Here is a 17,534-nt window from a genome sequence, read left to right as displayed (position 1 = left end):
GCTCGTCACGGCACCGCCACCTTCGCGGTCAGCGAGCCGACCTTGTCGGCTTGCGGGTTGAAGACGATCGTGTACGTGCCCGTGGCGGGCAGCGTCGTCGCCGCGATGGTGCAGTTGCGGCCGCAGTAGGGCGAGCTGCCCAGCGCCGTGCCGTCGGGCTTCAGCAGGCCGACCCGGACATCGGTGGAGGCGGCGAAGCTGGTGCCGGTGAAGGTGACGGCCACCTGCTGCCCAGCGGTGCCGCTGAAGGTCCAGCTCCCGTTCTGGCCCGGGGTCGTGGTGGTCAGCGTGACCGCCGTGCCGCCGATGGCGACGGCGGCCGGGGCGAGGTCGCGGACCGCATGGACCCTGAGGGTCAGCTTGCCCACCTTCTCGTCCTGCGGGTCGAACTCCACCGTGTAGGTGCCGGTCACGGGCAGTGCCACCGGCTCCAGGAAGCAGTTCTTGCCGCAGTAGGTGGCCGACACCAGCGTGGTGCCGTCCGGCTTCTTCACCGACACCCGCGCACCGGTGGTGGCGGTGAAGTTCGCGTCGGTGAGGTTGAACGACACCACCTGCCCCGCCGTCCCGGCGAGCGACCAGGTGCCGTTCTGGCCGGGGGCCGTCGTGGTGATCGTCGAGGCGGCGCCGCCGACGGTGACCGCGCCGAGCAGGTGGGTGACCGCGTACGCCGCCAGGGTCAGCATGCCGGTCTTGTCGTCCTTCGGGTTGAACTCCACCGTGTAGGTGCCGGTCACGGGCAGTGCCACCGGCTCCAGGAAGCAGTTCTTGCCGCAGTAGGTGGCCGACACCAGCGTGGTGCCGTCCGGCTTCTTCACCGACACCTGGGCGTCCACCGAGCTGGCGAAGCTCGCGTCGGTGAGGTTGAACGACACGAGCTGCCCGGCCGTCCCGGCGAACGACCAGGTGCCGTTCTGGCCCGGAGTGGTGGTGGTCAGCGTGGAGGCGGGGCCGCCGAGCGTGACGTTCGCGCTCAGGTGGGTGACCTCGTGCAGCTGCAGGGTGATCGAGCCCGTCTTGGCGTTCTGCGGCCTGAACTCGACCGTGTAGGTGCCGTCCACCGGCAGCACGGCCGGGTCCAGCAGGCAGTTCTTCCCGCACGCGGTGTCGTCGATCAGGACGGTGCCGTCCGGCTTGCGTACCGCGACGTAGGCGTCGTAGGTGCTGGTGAGCGTCGAACCGGTGAAGTTGAACGACACCCGCCGGCCCGCCGTCCCCGTGAACGTCCAGACGGCCTTCTGCCCGGCGCCGACGGTGGTCAGCGTGGACGCCGGGCCGCCGACCGAGGTCGTCCCGGTGACGTCGCCCTCGGTGAGCTGCGCGGTCAGCGAGCCGGCGAGGGCCTTGCGCGGGTCGAACAGGATCGTGTACGTGCCGGACACGGGCAGCGTGATCGGGTCCAGCACGCACAGCTTGCCGCAGGAGGTGTCCTCCCGCAGGACGGTGCCGTCCGGGCCGCGCACCGAGACCGCGGCGTCGGAGGCGCTGGAGAACGTCCCGTTCATGAACGCGAGGTTGACGTAGCGGCCCTCGGTCCCGGTGAAGGTCCAGGTGCCGTTCTGTCCCGGGGTCGTGGTGGTCAGCGTCGAGGTGACGCCGTCCACCGCGATCGTGGCGGTGACGTCGTTCACCAGGTACGCCCGCAGCGTCAGCGCGCCCGTCTTGGCGCCCTTGGGCCGCAGGTCCACCTGGTACGTGCCGGTCGCCGGCAGGGTGATGGGCTCCAGCAGGCACCCGGTGCCGCAGTTGGTGTCGGCGATCAGGTCGGTGCCGTCCGGCTTCCTGACCTTGACGGTGGCGTCCGAGGCGTAGGTGAACGTCGAGCCGGTGAAGTCGAACGACACCCGCTGCCCCGCCGTCCCGGCGAAGGTCCACAGGCCGCGCTGCCCGGGGATGGTGGTCGTCAGCGTGGACGCCGGCCCGCCCACGGTGATCTGCGCGGTCACGTCCGGCGGTACGAGGTTGAGCTGGGCCGAGATCGAGCCGGTCTGGATGCCGGCCGGGTCGGCCACCACCTGGTAGGTGCCGTCCACCGGCAGCACCGTCGTGTCGAAGTAGCAGGAGCTCGCGCAGAACGTGGACGGCACCAGGACCGAGCCGTCCGGCTTACGCATGGAGGCGTTCGCGCTGGAGAACGTGCCGCCCGAGAAGGTGACCGAGATCCGCTGCCCGGCCGTCCCGGCGTACGTCCAGGTGGGGTTCTGCCCCGGGCCCTTCGTGGTCAGCTCGACCGCCTCGCCGCCCGCCGTGAGCGCCGCCGTGACGTCGCCCACGGTGACCTGCGCGGAGATGGAGCCCACCGCCGTGCCGGAGGGGTCCAGCACCACCGTGTAGGTGCCGTCCGCCGGCAGCGACACCGTGTCGAACGCGCACGACGTCTTGCAGAAGGTGGAGTCGAACAGCTCCGTGCCGTCCGGCTTGCGCACCAGGGCGTAGGCGCTGCCGAACGTGCCGTCCGTCAGCGCGAACGCGACCCGCTGGCCCGCCGTGCCGGCGAAGGACCAGGTGGCGGCCTGTCCCGGGCCGGTCGTGGTCAGCTTGACCGGGCCGCCGCCCGCGGTGAGCGTGCCCGTGACGTCGCCCTCGGTGACCTGCGCGCTGATGGAGCCCACCGCGGTGTTGGACGGGTCCAGGACGAGCGTGTAGGTGCCGTCCGCCGGCAGCGCGATCGTGTCGAACGCGCACGACGTCTTGCACCAGGTGGAGCGGACCAGGTCCGTGCCGTCCGGCTTGCGCAGCGACGCGTACGCGCCGCTGAACGTGCCGTCCGTCAGCGCGAACGCGACCCGCTGGCCCGCCGTGCCGGCGAACGTCCAGTACGCCCGCTGGCCGGGCCCCGTGGTGGTCAGCCGCACCGGCTCGCCGCCGACGGTCAGGGCGCCGACGACGTCACCCTCGATCACGCCGGCCGTGACGGGCCCGGTGTGCACGTCGGTGGGATCGACGAGCAGCGTGTACGTGCCCGTCGCGGGCAGCGTGGTGGTGTCGAAGGCGCAGGCCTTCGGGCAGTGGGTGGAGCCGAACAGCCGGGTCCCGTCCGGCTTGGTGATCGAGGCGCTGGCGGTGCCGGCCAGGCCGCTGACCGCGAACGCGACCCGCTGGCCCGCCGTGCCGGCGAACGACCAGGACGCGTTCTGCCCCGGGACGGTGGTGGTCAGCGTGGACGGCGCGCCGATCGCGACCGTCCCGGTGACCGCCTCGGGCACCCCGTGCAGGCGCAGCGCGATCGAGCCCGTCTTGGCGTCCTTCGGGTCCCACACCATCGAGTACGTGCCGGTGACCGGCAGTGTCTCGGTGTCGACGTAGCAGGCCGCGCCGCAGGACTCCTGCGCCAGCACCTTCCCGTCGGGCCCGCGCAGCTGCAGGGTGGCGTCGCTGAGCGAGGCCAGAGTACCGTCGGCGAGCTCGGCGGAGACCCGCTGGCCAGCGGTGCCCGTGAACGTCCAGGTGCCCCGCTGGCCCGGGTCGGTGATCTGCAGCGGCACCTGCGGCCCGTCGATCGCCGCGGTGGCGGTGACGTCGGCCCCCAGCGTGTTCACGCTGAGCTTGTAGGGGCCGAACACGTCGTTCCACGGCCACACGCGCAGCCGGTAGGCGCCGGCGGGCAGCCCGTCCACGCGCTTGGCGCCGCACAGGTAGGAGGTGGCGACGCTCGCGCCCGCGGCGTCGGCCAGCTCCCACCGGAGCCCGAACCCGGACCCGGGGCACTCCTGCGCGTTGACGAAGACCGAGGCCGGCTGGTCCAGCGTGAACCGGTACTCGTCGACCGCGACCTCGCCCTCCAGGTTGCCCGCGCCCTCGCCGGGCACGCCGTCCGAGGCCGTGAACGGCAGCGACACGGGGAATGTCTGCGGCGGGGTGACCTCCAGGTCGAGCGCCACGTTGTCGAGCCCGTACGCCTGGTTGGACAGGCCCGCCGTGCCGGTGGCCGAGACCTTGACCTCGATCTGGCTGTTCTTGTGCGTGATCGGCATCGTGACGCGGTACTTCGCCCACGGCAGGCCGTTCGCCAGCGTCCCGGACGCGACGGGCGTCAGCTCGCCCGGCGTGATCGTGTGCGGGTCGTCGCGGTCGGTCTCGACCTTGATCGTCTCGTTGTCGGAGTCGGACGTCCAGTCGCCGACGGCCAGCAGGTCGAAGCTCAGCGTGCCGGCCTTGTGCAGCGGCAACGACTGCACGAAGAACCGGTAGGAGTCGCTGCCGCTGAACGGCCCGGCGAACGAGCTCACCGCGGGGTCGGCCGACACCCGCGAGGGCAGCGTGTTCTTGCCCAGCGTGCCCTCGAAGTCGATCGTCAGGTCGCCGTTGGCGTCCACGGCCTGGGCCGCCGGGTCGAGGCTCACCGTCTTCTGCTCGGCGGCGGCCTCGGCGAACGAGGTGTCCGCGGTCAGCGCGATATCCAGGACGCAGTCGTTGAACGGCACGCCCGGCGCGACGCCGCTCTCCTCGCACTGCGCCGTCGCGAGCTGCATCTGCTCGGGCGTCAGGTCGTGGATCGTGACGATGCGGGAGGGGAACTGCAGGTTCGTGAACGTCGCGGTGCTCTCGCCCGGGCCGTAGGTGAACAGCGACTCGGTGTCGTCCAGCCGCCAGGAGTTGGCGTAGTCGGTGTGCAACTGGGTGGGGGTGGCGTTGGCGGGCAGCTGGGTGCCGTCACGCAGCTTCAGGTCGTTCTTCGGGTCGCCGTCGGCGTTGCCGAGCAGGCCCTCCAGGTCGCTGTCGGCGGACGGCGGCAGGTAGAGGCCGGCGGCGCCCCGCCTCCAGGACAGGACGGGCCCTTCCAGGCCGTCGAACATGACCAGCCACTTGCCGTCCTCGCGCAGGACGAACGCTTCCTTGCCCAGGTAGAGGATCTTGTCGGTGCCGAGCGTGTACTTCTGGCCGTCGATGTAGAGGTCGTCCTCGTGGAACTCGACCTTGTGGTCACCGGCCTCCATCGCGGCGTCGAACATCACCGACACGTCCCGGCCGCCGCTGGCGGGGCTGAGCCGGCCGTGGATCTCCAGGCCGTGCTTGTCGCTGTTGGCGAGGACGAACTCGCCGACGGACTGCAGGTCGTAGCCCAGGCCGTCCAGGGTGGTGAAGTGCGGCTCGCCCTTGACCAGGCCGCCGTGCTCGGAGAAGTACCACAACAGGATGAGGACGACCAGCGCGCCCACGCCGAGCGCCAGCGCCATCTCGACGGTGGCGAAGCCGGCCGCGCGCAGGAAGAGCGCGCCCTGCGGGGTGCGGAGGAACACCATGACGGAGGCGGTCAGCGCGGCCGCGGCCGCCGCGGCGCTGCCGTACTTGGCCACGTCGTTGTTCTGCGAGTCGTTGGAGTCGTTGCTGGGGGTGGTGAGGCGGTCGATGAGCTGACGCAGGCCCTGCGGGATCGGCCAGTCGCGGTCGTCGTCGTTCTCGTCCAGCTCGGGAATGTCGGCGGGCGGGCTGCCCGGCGGGGGCTGCCGCTTGCTCTCCTCGCACTTGCGTTCCTTCTTCACCTCCTCGATGTGCAGCAGGCCGGGAACGGGCGACAGCGCCCGGTACGTGGAGAGCTGGTAGCCGACCTTGCCGTCCACCTTGCAGGAGGGGTTCTTGCTGTAGACCTGGAACCAGTCGTCGTAGGTGCCCCAGCGGTTGAGCACCGTGCCGGCGGTGACGTTCTTGACACCGTCATTGGTCAGCACGCCGACGTACCGGACGACCTGCCCGCCCCAGCCGGAGTAGTCGGGGTTGCCGTCGACCTTGGCCTCGATCACCTGGCCCCAGTTGTTGCCGGCGCGGTCGTAGTAGACGATGTCGGGCCGGTCGCTGCCGCCGCTGAGGGTCGGCTCCCACTGGATCTCGGGGTTGATGAGCCCGCCGCTTCCGCCGATCTGGTCGCTCAGGTACTTGATGGCCCGGGCCTGCCCGATGGCCTCGATGCCGCCGGACGGGCTGCACTCGTTGGGCTGCTGGTAGATGCGGGTGCCGAGCACCGGACGGTCGCGCAGGCACGCCTCGTTGATGCGGCGGCGCGTGGAGTACATGTGGTTGAAGACGCAGCGTTTCTGGCCGCTGCGGCCGTTGGACCAGTCGCTGCTGTTGGGGGAGCAGGCAGTGGCCGCCTCCGCCCACCTGGCTAACAAGAACTCGGGCACGGGAACGAGGAACCCGGCCACGAGCACGGCCACCATGAACAGACGAAGACGCCGCACGCGTTCACCCCGAATAAAGAGAACATAAGACTGGCAGCGGGACCGTACACCTAAAAGATCGTTTCGCGATAGAGATCACCAGCTCCCCATTCGGGTGATCTTTGACTAGGCTGCGCACCGGATCAGTAACGGGAGGTGTCGTGGTCGTCGACCGGTCATGGGAGATCGCATTCGATGCGCCGGCTGCGCGGCTGGTGCGCGCGGCCCGGATGGTGCTCGCCGCCACCGGGCCAGGCGGGGCCGCCGTGATCGTGCTGGACGCCGACAGCGACACGTTCGCAGCCGTTCCCGGCCTGCCGGCGCACCTCGCGCCGGAGACGGTGTCGCTGTCGTCCGACGGCACCCGGCTGGTGCTCACCGCGCGCCAGGACGACGGCGCCGGCCCGCCGCGCGTCGTGCTGCACACGCTCGCCACCGGGGCCCGCCAGGAGTTCACCTCCGACGACTACCTGCGCGCGGCGCTCTCGCCGGACGGCACCCGCCTGGCCGTCCTGTCCGACCTGTCCGACGGCCCCGGCATCCCCGGCGTCGGCGACGAGCTCGCCGGCATCGAGCTGATCGACACCGGCACCGGGGCCCGGCAGCGGCTCTGGTGGGCCGAGGGCTACTGGGAGGAGGCCTCGATCAGCTGGTCGCCCGACGGGCTGCTGCTCGCCGCGACGTACCTCACGCTGGACGACGTCCTGACGACCGTCGTCCTCGACCGCACCGGCAAGGAGCTCGCCGCCTACGCCGAACGCGTGGCCCTGCCCGGCCCGCACTCCGTCTGGGCCTCCGGCCACGAGCTGGTCGTCTACCCGGAGCCCGACGACGAGAGCCCGCTGATCCTGATCGACATGCGGACGGGCGGCGAGCGCCGCTTCACCCGGCGCACCTTCGACGGCTACCTCGCCGTCAGCGCCGGCCGTGTCGTCCGCCTCGGCTCCGCGCCCGGGCGGCTCGTCACCACCGACCTCGACGACGGCGACGAGCGTCCGTTCCTGACCATCAGCCCAGCCGTCTCGATCGACGCCCTCGACATCGTCGCCTGACGGTTCGGCCCCGCAGGCGCCGCTGCCCGGGGACCGCGTAGCCCGCCGACCGGTCGTCGTGCGGCTCCCGCCGCAGCTCGACGGCCCGGTGCAGGTTGTGGGGCTCATAAATAGGGTGCGGTGTCTGACCTGCCGGTTCTCGGGTGTGTCAGCTGGCCATCTGATCAGCTGGCGATGCGGTGCTCGTTGATGCGGTACTCGTTGATGAGGCCGCCGAGGATGGCTCTGCGGTGGACTCGGTGGTCGGCCAGGTCGATGGGGGTTGGTGGGCTTGTTTCGGCTTGCGATGGGGACAACTGCCCCAAGCCGCGGTGAGGGTCGGGCCGTGTTGTAGTGCGCCAGGTAGCGGGAGAGAGTTCGGCGCAGATGCTGCTTGTTGAGGATGAGCACTCTGTCCAGGAGTTCGCGGCGTAGGGTGCCGAGGATCCTTTCGCGTTCGCTTTTGTGGCCTGCGGTGGGCTCTTGATGACGCGCAGGGCGGCGTCGGCGGAGACGGCGTCGAAGGCATCGGTGAATTGGCCGCCGCGGTCGCGGATCAGGAACTTCAGCTTTGTCGTGTCGGTGTCGGTGTTCGTCAGGAAGTCACGGGCAGCCTGGGCGGTCCATGCGCCGGTGGGGGTTGGTGGTGACGCCGAGCAGGTGGGCGCGGCGGCTGCCGTGTTCGAGCATGATCAGGGCGTACAGGCGTGTGAGATTGGCGGTGTCCACATGCAGGAAGTCGACGGCGATGATGTGCTCGGCGTGGACTGTCAGGAACTGCTTCCACGTCGGCCCGCTGCGGCGCGGAGCGGGGTCGATCCCGGCCGGTTCAGGATGTTCCACACGGTGGAAGCCGAGATCTTGTGGCCGAGGCGGGTGCCGGTGGCCCCAGCGTGTGGGGCTCGACCCAGTTCAGAGCACGAAACCGTGTTTTCGAGCGGGACAGGATCGGCGGCATTCCCACGCGCCTCCACTTCGCCCTGGGCAAACGCCCGAACAACGGCTATCCAGGCGTCAATCGCTACACCAACATCGAGACCGTGCTGATGGTGCGGTTCTTCCTGGACCGACGCGCACAAAAGTTACATACGGGACAGCAGCTCAGCCTTCCGCCGCGACCTTTTCGATCATGGGACCTTGTACGGCGGCGAGCACGGCGGCGGCGAAGGGCAGGGAGTGATGCGTGGCTCCCCAGCCAATGCCGAACACCACGGAGGCGGGATCGTTGTTGGGATTGGAGAGGGCCTGGTGCCCACGGATGCGCAGCCGCAACGACCCGCGAGCGTCCTCCAGTGCATGCCAATCGACGCCCTCGATCTCGGTGATCGGGTAACGCTGGTCACCTGCCGTGTACTTGGCCGGGGAAGCTCCGGACGAGAACCAGGTGAAGGTGACAGCCTGCCCGTCGAAGGCGGCCTCACCGTCCCATGCCTTGAAACTACGCGGCACCGAAGGACCGGCGATCAGGAACCGCTCAGCCGGGCCGCGCTCGGTCAAGGCCGCGCGCATCTCGTCGGCATACTGGTCGGCCAGCGTCTTCGTGGCGGCGGGCAGCACCAGCCGGTACGGATCGAGCGACTCCTGGAGCTGCCCCGTTGCCGCGGACATGACCGGGTCGGCTCCCTCCCGGGGAACCACCCGCAACACCACCCTGCCGCGTGCACCAGTCTCCAGCATGACATCGGCCAGCGCGTCGTACGGCACGAACCGCTCACCGAGCTCCATGCTCAGTTTCGACGCCTTACCCGGCTCAGGCGTAATGCGCAGCCCTCCGTCCTCGAACTCCCACGCGCAACCTCGCCCCTTCAGTACGTCACCCATGCAAGCAAGGATAGGTGCCCGAACACTGGCGGCTGCGCAGACGGGCGGCCACCACGGCGAGCCGGCTGGGCCTGCGCACGTCGCTGGCCGCCGCGTTCGGCGACGGCGACTACGGCGACTTCTGCTGGCGCACTCTGGAGGATCAACGCGGTCGACCTGTCCAGGTCGTGGTGCTTCGAGCAACGGCATTCGCCGGTGACGGTCTCCATGGCGGTCGACCTGACCGCAGCATGGTGGAGCGGCTTGCTGTGAGAGCTCCGAAGTACCGCGTTGTTGCGCAGGTCGTCCATCACCAACCGTCGGCGATGAGGTGCTTGGGCGGGGCCGTGATCTTGACGGGGGTTCCCCATCCTCGATAGATGATGTTCATCGTCATGGTTTCGGCCTCGCCGCCCTCCGGCCAGGTGAATGCCATGATGGCCTGGAAGCGTCTCGGCAGGTTGTCCGGGCCTGCCCAGAGTTTCCAGGTGATCCGCCCGCCATGAGCCCCCTCCTCCTCGGTATCGAAGGAGATGCCGGCCTGTCTCTCACTCAGCTTGGTAACAGTCACGGTGCCGCTGTGGAGGGTCGTCTTCACTCCCTCGAAGGTTCCGCCGTCTGCGCTGGTCGCAGCGTAAGAGGCGACCAGCTCGAGAAAGCCCGGGTTGATCCCGTTGACCAGATCCTTGTCCCAGACGACCCCGGCGAAGTTCCGCCCGTAGGCCCATTCCCCCAGCGTCGGCGGCGACTTCCAGGTGTACTTGCCCTCGTCGGAACGCACATAGCTCTGTGAGTAGAACTCTCGGCCTATGGTGATCTCTCGGGATCGCCCCGTCGCCGCCTTCTCGTAGGAGATCTCCGTGAGGTCGGCGGCGTACATGCCTGAAGCGTTGAAGCGGTACGCGCCGGAGATCTTGAGGTCCTCCGAGGGTGGGGGGCCGCCGCGTCGCCTGACGGAGAAGCGTACGCTGCTCTTCCTCGCATACTGCTTCTTGATCGCTTCGACGACGGAGTCGAGAGACTCCGATGCGGGAGCCGCGTGCACGGCGCCGCCGGGAATTGTCACGCTCAGCAGGCCGGCCACGACCAGCGCGACGCTCATGCGTTTCATGCGCCGATCGTCGCAGATGATGATCTCCATCTCATTACGGCAAGGTGCTTAACCTTCTCGCCGATCTGAAGGGCCGGGCCGGGATGTTCCGGGCGACAACATTCAGGTACTGAAGGTCCTGCCGCGGGCGCCTCGCGCGAACGCGTTCGCCGAGCGATGGGTTCGCACCGCACGTACGGAATGCACCGACCGGCTGCTGATCTTCGGCGAACGGCACCTCCGCACCGTGCTGGACGAATACGCCGATCATTACAATCGGCACCGGGCGCACCGCTCCCTCGACCTTCGAGCTCCCACCAAGGATGACTCCGACGTGATCCCGCTGCCGCTGGGCCGGATCGAGCGCCGCCACGTTCTCGGCGGGCTGATCAACGAGTACCAGCGAGCCGGCTGACCAACGAGGTGCCGTCACGAACGCGCAAGTCAGCGCCTTGGGTCTGGTTTGGCCCCCTTCGGGGCACAGACTACGGGACTGCTTCGTCGGGTCCTGCGATGGAAGAGGGCAGTACCCTCGTCCTATCCTCATGGCGACGATCGTGCCTTCGGGCACGGGAGGCGCTGCATCGCGCTACGACGTACATCGTCGCGGACGCCGCCAGGAGACCGGCGAGAGCGGCCAGCAGCGGGTTGACGAACCCGGGCACCGTGTCGGCGCCGCACAAGGAGTCGCTCAACGGCAGCAGGGTCTGCGTGCCACCGGGTTCTGCCTGCTCGCCGGAGGGGATGACGCGGCATATCCCGTCCTTGACGTCCAGCATGTAGTCGTTGAGGTGGGTGAGTCCGTACCCGTAGGTCGCCACGGCGCTCAACAGCCACGTCCACGACATTCGTCCCCACGTCCGTGGCGATGTCGCCGGTCCCGGTGACAGCGCCGACCTGACGGCCGCGACCGCCGCCACGCAGGCGGCAGAGGCGGCCAACGGCCACCCGATCGTCAGGTACAGCACGGCGATGAGCACCAGCAGCAGCGCGAACTTCGGCGTGATCGCGGCCAGGAGGAGCAGCCCGCCGCCCAGGACCGCGGCGGCCCGCCATCCGCTGCGGCGCGGGCCGCGGGGGCGGGCCACCGACAGCAGCGGCAGCACGAACAACGCCACCAGCAGCGCCGGCACCACTACCAGGGAGACGAAACTGATGGCGTTCCCATCGTAGGCGGCGAACGCCACCACCGTCCCACCGAGCAGGGTGACAGCGATGGCCGCCACGTGTTCCACGAGCCGCGTGGATTTCACGAGCGGCAACCGCGTGGCAAGTGCGGCAGGTGCGGCGCGTTCTCCGGCTGCCGGCCCTCCCTCAGCAGCAGTCCGGGGCCGACCATCAAGGGCCGGCAGGCGTGCCGGTGCCCGCCTCCTGGTCCTGGACGATACGGCCGCGCAGCATGACCTCCATGACACTTCTTGCCAGGCTTTCGGCACATCGACTTCGTCGAACTCATCATGGTCTCCGACTGGCCTGAGCAGGAGCTGGTCCTGCGGCGGCCTGAGACCCATCTTCGCCACCGCTCGTACCCTCGTCGGCCGGGAGGCCCGCCTCGTCAGGCCGCGCGGGGCCTGTGTCGTCAGGCCTCGTGTCGTCTTGGCAGTCATCGAGCGGATCGCATTCGGCATCGTCGCCGGCGGGGTCGTCCACGGCCGGATCGTCCGTGGACGGCTCGGGGAGCGGCGTGCTCGTCGGGACCGGCGTCGCGGACGGGGCTGGCGTGGCGGACGGGGTGGGTTCGGGGGCCAAGTCTTGCGTATTGCCGATGTCCGCGCGGGGCGGGAACTGCTCCACCGGCTGGTTCTTCGTGGCCTCGGTCATGAAGGTACGCCAGATGGCGGCCGGGTAGGTGGCCCCCTCGAAGGCAGCGCCCAGCGGCACCTCGTAGGGCAATGTGTACGGCTTGTCCGGCGTGTACGTCTTCTCCTTGGTCGGGTCCTTGCCCCGGTACCACGGGCAGTTGTCGTACCGCGGCCGCACCACTTTTCCGCTCTTGGTCCGGCACTCCTGGCGGAACATCCCCACGGCGGTCGACACCTGCGGGGTGAAGCCGACGAACCAGGCTTCCTTGTTCTCGTTGTTGGTTCCGGTCTTGCCGGCCACCGGCCGGCCGGGCAGCGCGGCGTTGCGGCCGGTCCCCTGCGTGACCACGGCTTGTAGCGCGTAGGTAGCGTCGGCGGCCACTTCGGGCGAGATCGCGTGGACGGGTGTGGTCTTCTCCACGTAGCGCTTCTGCCGGTCCTTCGTGGTCACGTCGATGATGACGTGATTGTCGTAGTGCTTGCCCGCGTTGGCGAAGATCGAGTAGCCGCCTGCCTGCTCGACGGCGGTCACCTGACTGCTGCCGATGGCTATCAGGTAGCGGTGGCGGTCCCGGGCGGACTCGAGGTTGCCTCTGTCGAGCCCGGCCCGTGCGGCGATGTCGATGACGTGATCGAGCCCGACCTTCTCCCCCATCTTGGCGAAGGCGGTGTTGACCGAGTGGGCGGTGGCGCTGATGACGTCGACAGATGGGGCCTTCGACGGATGGTCGTTCGCGATGGGTGTGGTGCCCTCGAGCTTCAGCGGGCTGCTCGCGGGCAGGAAGCTCCGCAGGCTGTAGCCCTGGTTCAGCCAGGCGGCCAGCACGTACGGCTTGAACGCGGAGGCCGCCTGCTTCTGCGACATGAAGGCGTCGTTCCACTGGTCCGTGGTGTAGTCGTCGCCTCCGTAGAACGCGCTGACCCGGCCGTTCCGTGGATCGACGGAGGCGAGTGTGGCGGTGATCTCGTCCGGGACCGTCCGGGTGTGCTGATTGACCGCGGCCTTCGCGGCCTCCATCAGCCGCTTGTCGAAGGTGGACCTGATGCGGTAGCCGCCCTTCTCGACGTCATCGAGGTCCAGGCCGGTCTTGGCCTTGAGTTCGTTGAGCGCCGCGGTGATCATGTAGCCGTTGATGCCCTTGTGGTAGTCCTTGCTCCACTTCTTGATGCGCTTGGGCGAGGTGGGCGACTTGCTGGGCAGGCTGCCGTACGCGGCCGGGTCCAGCTTGGCCATCTGCCCGATCACGTAGGCGTAGCGCTCTTCCGTGGCGGCCATCCGGCCGGCCGCCTCCGCCTCGTCGAAGGCGCTCGGGTTCTGGATGCGACCCGCCAGGTAGGCGCCCTGCTCGGGGGTCAGCTTCGAGACGTCCCGCACGTTGAAGAAGGCCTCGGCCGCGGCGCCGATGCCGTACGCGCCCCGGCCGAAGTAGATCGTGTTGAGGTACTGCTCGAGGATGATCTCCTTGCTCAGGCTCTTGTTCACCTTGACTGCGACGAAGATCTCCTTCAGCTTGCGCTTGACCGAACGCTCCTGCGACAGGCCGTCGTAGTAGTTACGTGCCATCTGCTGGGTGATGGTGGAGCCGCCCTGCACCTGCTGGCCGGAAAGGGTGCTCCACAACGAGCGGGCCAGGCCGGAGAGGGAGATGCCCGAGTCCTCGCGGAAGGAGCTGTTCTCGGCCGCGATCACCGCGTCCTGCACCGGACGCGGGATCTGCGCGTACGTCACCGGCTTGCGCCTGACGCCCAGGACGGCCAGCGTCTTGCCGTTGGCGTAGGTGATGACGCTGGCCCGGTCGTCAACGCCGTCTTGGCTCTGGGCCTGCGCGGGCAGCGGTGTGACCGCGTACCCGACTATGATCATGCCGAACATGCCCGCCACCAGGACAGTAGCGCCGAAGATCACGATCTTCCAGTTGGGTACGAAGCGGCGCCGGCCGCCTTCGCGGGCGTGAGCGCCTTCACGGGCACGGGCGTGTGAGCGCCGAGGCGGTCGCATAAGTCCTCCGGTTCGGAAGAGGGTTCGGGAAAGAGAAGGGCGCACGCTGCCGGATGCGGCGGCGTGCTGCCCTACTGGCCGGGCAGGTTCTCGTTCAGGCCCTGACCTGCCTCGTCCAGGGCAGGTTGCGTGGTCGCGTCGTCCGGGTTCCGCCGGTCCGGGGCGCAGCCTGTGTCGCAGCCGCCGAACCGGGCGGTGTCCACCGGCGTGAACTGGGTCGGCGCCACGCTCCGCAGTGCGGCCCTCATGGTGTCGTTCCAGATGGGACCGGGTAGTGAAGCGCCCTGAACCGAGCCGTAGTAGTGGCCACCAAGGGTGACGCCGGTGAGCTTGTAGCGCTGCGAGCCGCGCGGGTCGCCGATGCTGACCGTCGCCGCCAGATCGGGGGTGAACCCGGCAAACCAGGCGCTGGCGTACCCATCGGTGGTGCCGGTCTTGCCGGCCCCCGAGCTGTCGGCGGTCGCGTCGGCGACCTCCGGGTCCAATTCGCGCTCGCACCGCGGCTTGAAGGCGGTGGCCCTGCCGTCACGGCCGACGACTCTGGTGAAGGCCATGAGCGGGCAGTAGGTGCCGCGCGCCGCGATGGCGGCGTAGGCGGTGGCCCTTCATGCCCTGCTTAAGTGCGGTGACCAGGGTGAACGTCTTGAACGTCGAGCCCGTCTGGAAGCCGATCAGCCCGCGGTGCGCCTTGTCGGCCACCGCGTTGTAGGAGATCTCGTCCTTACGGGCGGAGCCGCCGAACGGGCGGCTGGCCGCCATCGCCTTGATCTCTCCCGTGCCGGGCTCCACCAGCGCCTCGGTGGCCAGCGCGCGGTCCGAGGCGAGGACGTGCGGGACCTGCTTGACGTACTGCTGGGTGATGGAGGAGCCGCCCTGGCTGGTGCGGCCCGTGGCCAGGTTCTTGACCAGGGTGCGGGCGGTGCCCTCGATGTCGATCGCCCCGTGCTCGTAGAAGCGGTCGTCCTCGATCGCGACGATGGCCGTCTTCATCACGTCCGCGATGCGCGCCGGCGGCACGACTTTGCGGTCCTGCGCGTAGAACTGGGCGATCTGGTGGCCCTTGGTGTCGTACGCCGTCGCTTTCTCCGGCAGCGGCGGCGGTTCGGTCAGCTCCTCCGGCCGGAGATCGAGCTCATCAATCGCCGCTACGACCCCCGCCCCCGAACCGCCCACGACAGGCAGCGCGAGCGCCGCGGCCAGTACCCCAGCGGCGGTGGTGGCGGCGGCCCGCCGGGCGATGCTGGACACGAGCGTAGAAGGACACGAGCTGGACATGGCTTTCATGGCAGCACAACCATGAACAATATGTCCAAGACTGATATAGGTGTCCCAGCTATCTGAAAAGTGATATCAAGCCAGGTCACCGCTACCAGCGGCGAGACCCTGAGGATACCCGTGTCCGCGGAAACCGATCTCGGGCAGCCGCAGACCCGCGCCGAAACCTTGGCGGAAACGGCCCGGTGGGCGCCTTGAGCAACACACCGTGAATCCGGCAGAACCGACGACGCCGAGCTGATCCGGCGCTCGGGAGCACGTTCCGGAGGCCTTCGCCGACCTCCTCGACCGGCACACGCCTGCCATGCGGCGCTACGTCGCCAGGCGGCTTGGCCCGTCCCTGGCCGACGACATCGTCTCGGACACCTTCCTGACCGCTTTCCGGCGGCGCCACCGCTACGACCCGAGCCATCCCGACGCACGGCCCTGGCTGTACGGCATCGCGGCCCGGCTCATCGGCCGGCATCGACGGGTAGCGATCCGGAGCTACCGAGCGCTGGTCGGCAGCGGGGTCGACAAGGTCGCCGAGCCGTACGCCCGAGCGCGTCGACGCCCGGATCGCCGCGCAGCGAATCGGCCTGGCGGCGGCGCTGGCGGAGCTGTCGTCCGGTGACCGGGAGGTGCTGTTACTTGTGCCCTGGGCCGACATGTCGTACGAGGACGTGGCCCGCGCGCCGGGCATCCCGGTCGGCACCGTCAGGTTCCGCCTGCACCGGGCCAGGGCCAAGACACGTCAGGCGCTCGGCGGATCCAATCCGGCGACCCGAGAGGAGTCTTTCGATGGATGACCTGCGATCGCTGCACGCCTGGCGCCGAGGTTCCCGAACCGGGCAAGGAGTTGGATCATCCCGCAGCGCCGGCGACTGCTGACCCGGATCCGGGGACACGGGTGGGCGCTGGGGCGCCGCGTGCTCGTGGTCGGGGGCGCTGTGGGCCGCGCTGCTCGGCATCCCCGCCCCGGGCGCAGGCCCAGGGCCGGTGCCGGCGGAGACCCTCCGCAAGCACCGGCAACCTCTAAGCCCCGAAGCGCCAGGCGAACCCGCACTGGCGAGAGGCGTCTTGAGCCCGAACCTGGCGTCCGCAGTCATGGAGGGGCACCTGAGTTGCGCGTGTCACTGTCCTGCCGCCATAGGTCCGTGCCGCGAGTTCCTTGAACTCCCTCGTGGCAGCCCTGTTCGCACCAATAGCGGACCAAGACCGTCTCGCTCGGTTATGTTCCGCGTGCAGGGCGGCGGGTACCGAACTGCCGCAGCCCGCGCCGATCTGGCTGTGCCTGAGACGATACTGTCGGAATATGACGATCTTCGGCCCGGTCATCGACATCCGTCCCCTGTTCCCGCGCGAGCGGGAAGCCATGCTCGACCTGCTCGGGTCGCTGGGGCCGGCTGACTGGATGAAACCGACGGTCTGCCCCGGCTGGGATGTCCACGACGTCGTCGGCCACGTGCTGAACGATTACATGCGGCGGCTCTCCGGCAGTCGCGACGGGTACGGCGGTGCCGTGTTTGCCGCCGACGAGACGTTGCCCGCCTATCTGGCGCGCGTCAACGACGAGTTCGTCCGAGCGACACGCCAGCTCAGCCCGCAGGTGATGATGGACCTGCTGGACCACCTGGGCCGTCAGCTCGACGCCGTGTGGGTCTCCCACGACCTGGAGGCACCCGCCCTCCTCAACGTGTCCTGGGCCTCGACCGACGTCGACAGCCCGGCGTGGCTGGACATCGCTCGCGAGTACACCGAGTTCTGGGTGCATCAGCAGCAGGTGCGCGACGCCGTCTCCGTCCCCGGAGCCGACGGCCCTGAGCTGATGGGGCCGGTCCTGGATGTCTTCGCCCGGGCGCTGCCGTACGCGCTCAGAGAGCAAGAGCACCCGGAGGGCACGGCGGTCACGCTGGAGGTGATCGGCCCTGCCGGTGCGCGGTGGTCCGCGGTCAGGCGCGCGGGCCGATGGGTGATGTCCCCGGCGGACGAGGACCCCGCCGCGCTGGTCACGATGGACCAGGACACCTTCTGGCGGCTCGCCACCAGGGGCATCACCGTCGTGGAAGCCCGCGAGCGCGCAGACCTGAAGGGAGACCCGGCGCTCGCCGCGGCGGCGACCACGCTGCTGGCGGTCGTCGCGTAGGGTTTCGCGGGGGCTGACGCTCGTGACCGATGCCGTCCAGGAACTCCTCCACGACCGCCGTCATCCGGCCGAGGACGTCGGCGTCGGCGGTCTCGCGGGGCGGCCCCCGGTGCCCTCGACCCTATGCAGACGAGCCTGCGCGCCCGCACCGAGAAGCCGCCCGGCGGCGGGCCGACGGTGACGCGCCGGCCGAGTGCATGCACCCGTTCCCGCATGCCGGCCAGGCCAGGCCGTGCCGTTCGACGATCTCGCCA

Annotated in this window: 13 protein-coding genes and 1 pseudogene; 5 read left to right on the top strand and 9 right to left on the bottom strand. The window is 69.4% G+C overall.

Annotation, left to right across the window (positions count from 1 at the left end; genetic code table 11):
* Positions 1-5 precede the first annotated feature (5 nt).
* Positions 6-6,179, bottom strand: coding sequence for a VWD domain-containing protein (locus tag ACBJ59_RS03040; RefSeq protein ID WP_375108616.1), 6,174 nt, complete (start codon positions 6,177-6,179; stop codon positions 6-8).
* 140 nt (positions 6,180-6,319) lie between these two features.
* Here ACBJ59_RS03040 and ACBJ59_RS03035 point away from each other — a divergent pair, with 140 nt between their 5' ends.
* Entirely contained in the window at positions 6,320-7,210 is an 891-nt protein-coding gene (locus ACBJ59_RS03035; protein ID WP_375108615.1) for a hypothetical protein, read from the top strand.
* A gap of 300 nt (positions 7,211-7,510) precedes the next feature.
* Here the strand turns inward: ACBJ59_RS03035 and ACBJ59_RS03030 are convergent.
* The 4 genes and pseudogenes from ACBJ59_RS03030 to ACBJ59_RS03015 form a co-directional block, all read right to left on the bottom strand.
* A pseudogene (locus ACBJ59_RS03030) lies at positions 7,511-7,636 on the bottom strand (integrase core domain-containing protein); the annotation flags it as partial.
* 156 nt (positions 7,637-7,792) lie between these two features.
* Entirely contained in the window at positions 7,793-8,032 is a 240-nt protein-coding gene (locus ACBJ59_RS03025) for a hypothetical protein (RefSeq protein WP_375108614.1), read from the bottom strand.
* A 258-nt stretch (positions 8,033-8,290) separates the two neighbouring features.
* A complete protein-coding gene (locus tag ACBJ59_RS03020) occupies positions 8,291-9,010 on the bottom strand; it encodes a DUF4429 domain-containing protein (protein WP_375108613.1) in 720 nt (239 codons plus the stop codon).
* Between the two features lie 289 nt (positions 9,011-9,299).
* On the bottom strand, positions 9,300-10,130 hold the full coding sequence (locus ACBJ59_RS03015; protein WP_375108612.1) for a hypothetical protein: 831 nt from the start codon (positions 10,128-10,130) through the stop codon (positions 9,300-9,302).
* 70 nt (positions 10,131-10,200) lie between these two features.
* Here ACBJ59_RS03015 and ACBJ59_RS03010 point away from each other — a divergent pair, with 70 nt between their 5' ends.
* Positions 10,201-10,494: an integrase core domain-containing protein gene (locus ACBJ59_RS03010; RefSeq protein ID WP_375108865.1), complete on the top strand. Its 294-nt coding sequence runs from the start codon at positions 10,201-10,203 to the stop codon at positions 10,492-10,494.
* A gap of 70 nt (positions 10,495-10,564) precedes the next feature.
* On the opposite strand, the gene ACBJ59_RS03005 is transcribed toward ACBJ59_RS03010, so the two are convergent.
* The 4 genes from ACBJ59_RS03005 to ACBJ59_RS02990 form a co-directional block, all read right to left on the bottom strand.
* A complete protein-coding gene (locus ACBJ59_RS03005; protein WP_375108611.1) occupies positions 10,565-11,332 on the bottom strand; it encodes a hypothetical protein in 768 nt (255 codons plus the stop codon).
* Between the two features lie 202 nt (positions 11,333-11,534).
* Positions 11,535-13,787, bottom strand: a complete 2,253-nt coding sequence (locus ACBJ59_RS03000) for a transglycosylase domain-containing protein (protein ID WP_375108610.1) — start codon at positions 13,785-13,787, stop codon at positions 11,535-11,537.
* A gap of 164 nt (positions 13,788-13,951) precedes the next feature.
* Positions 13,952-14,434 carry a hypothetical protein gene (locus ACBJ59_RS02995; protein WP_375108609.1) on the bottom strand — a complete coding sequence of 161 codons (483 nt, stop codon included), beginning with the start codon at positions 14,432-14,434 and terminating at the stop codon, positions 13,952-13,954.
* Complete coding sequence (locus ACBJ59_RS02990; RefSeq protein WP_375108608.1) at positions 14,406-15,128, bottom strand: transglycosylase domain-containing protein; 723 nt, start codon at positions 15,126-15,128, stop codon at positions 14,406-14,408. The genes ACBJ59_RS02995 and ACBJ59_RS02990 overlap by 29 nt, the downstream gene beginning before the upstream one ends.
* A 331-nt stretch (positions 15,129-15,459) precedes the next feature.
* Here ACBJ59_RS02990 and ACBJ59_RS02985 point away from each other — a divergent pair, with 331 nt between their 5' ends.
* From ACBJ59_RS02985 to ACBJ59_RS02975, 3 genes are all read left to right on the top strand, one after another.
* Positions 15,460-15,768, top strand: a complete 309-nt coding sequence (locus ACBJ59_RS02985; protein ID WP_375108607.1) for an RNA polymerase sigma factor — start codon at positions 15,460-15,462, stop codon at positions 15,766-15,768.
* Between the two features lie 7 nt (positions 15,769-15,775).
* Positions 15,776-15,943 carry a sigma factor-like helix-turn-helix DNA-binding protein gene (locus ACBJ59_RS02980; RefSeq protein ID WP_375108606.1) on the top strand — a complete coding sequence of 56 codons (168 nt, stop codon included), beginning with the start codon at positions 15,776-15,778 and terminating at the stop codon, positions 15,941-15,943.
* A gap of 506 nt (positions 15,944-16,449) precedes the next feature.
* Positions 16,450-17,280 carry a maleylpyruvate isomerase family mycothiol-dependent enzyme gene (locus ACBJ59_RS02975; RefSeq protein ID WP_375108605.1) on the top strand — a complete coding sequence of 277 codons (831 nt, stop codon included), beginning with the start codon at positions 16,450-16,452 and terminating at the stop codon, positions 17,278-17,280.
* The last annotated feature ends 254 nt before the right edge of the window (positions 17,281-17,534 follow it).

This window comes from Nonomuraea sp. MTCD27 (assembly GCF_041950495.1).
Classification (GTDB): domain Bacteria; phylum Actinomycetota; class Actinomycetes; order Streptosporangiales; family Streptosporangiaceae; genus Nonomuraea.
The sequence above is the reverse complement of the archived record's forward strand: the minus strand, read 5'-3'. Positions and strand labels throughout refer to the sequence as shown.

What these genes read in the sequence shown, in the direction of transcription:
- ACBJ59_RS03020 (WP_375108613.1), bottom strand. Translation starts at nt 9,010, where the DNA reads ATGGGTGACGTACTGAAGGGGCGAGGTTGCGCGTGGGAGTTCGAGGAC.
- ACBJ59_RS03015 (WP_375108612.1), bottom strand. Translation starts at nt 10,130, where the DNA reads ATGGAGATCATCATCTGCGACGATCGGCGCATGAAACGCATGAGCGTC.
- ACBJ59_RS02995 (WP_375108609.1), bottom strand. Translation starts at nt 14,434, where the DNA reads ATGGCCTTCACCAGAGTCGTCGGCCGTGACGGCAGGGCCACCGCCTTC.
- ACBJ59_RS02985 (WP_375108607.1), top strand. Translation starts at nt 15,460, where the DNA reads ATGCGGCGCTACGTCGCCAGGCGGCTTGGCCCGTCCCTGGCCGACGAC.
- ACBJ59_RS02975 (WP_375108605.1), top strand. Translation starts at nt 16,450, where the DNA reads ATGACGATCTTCGGCCCGGTCATCGACATCCGTCCCCTGTTCCCGCGC.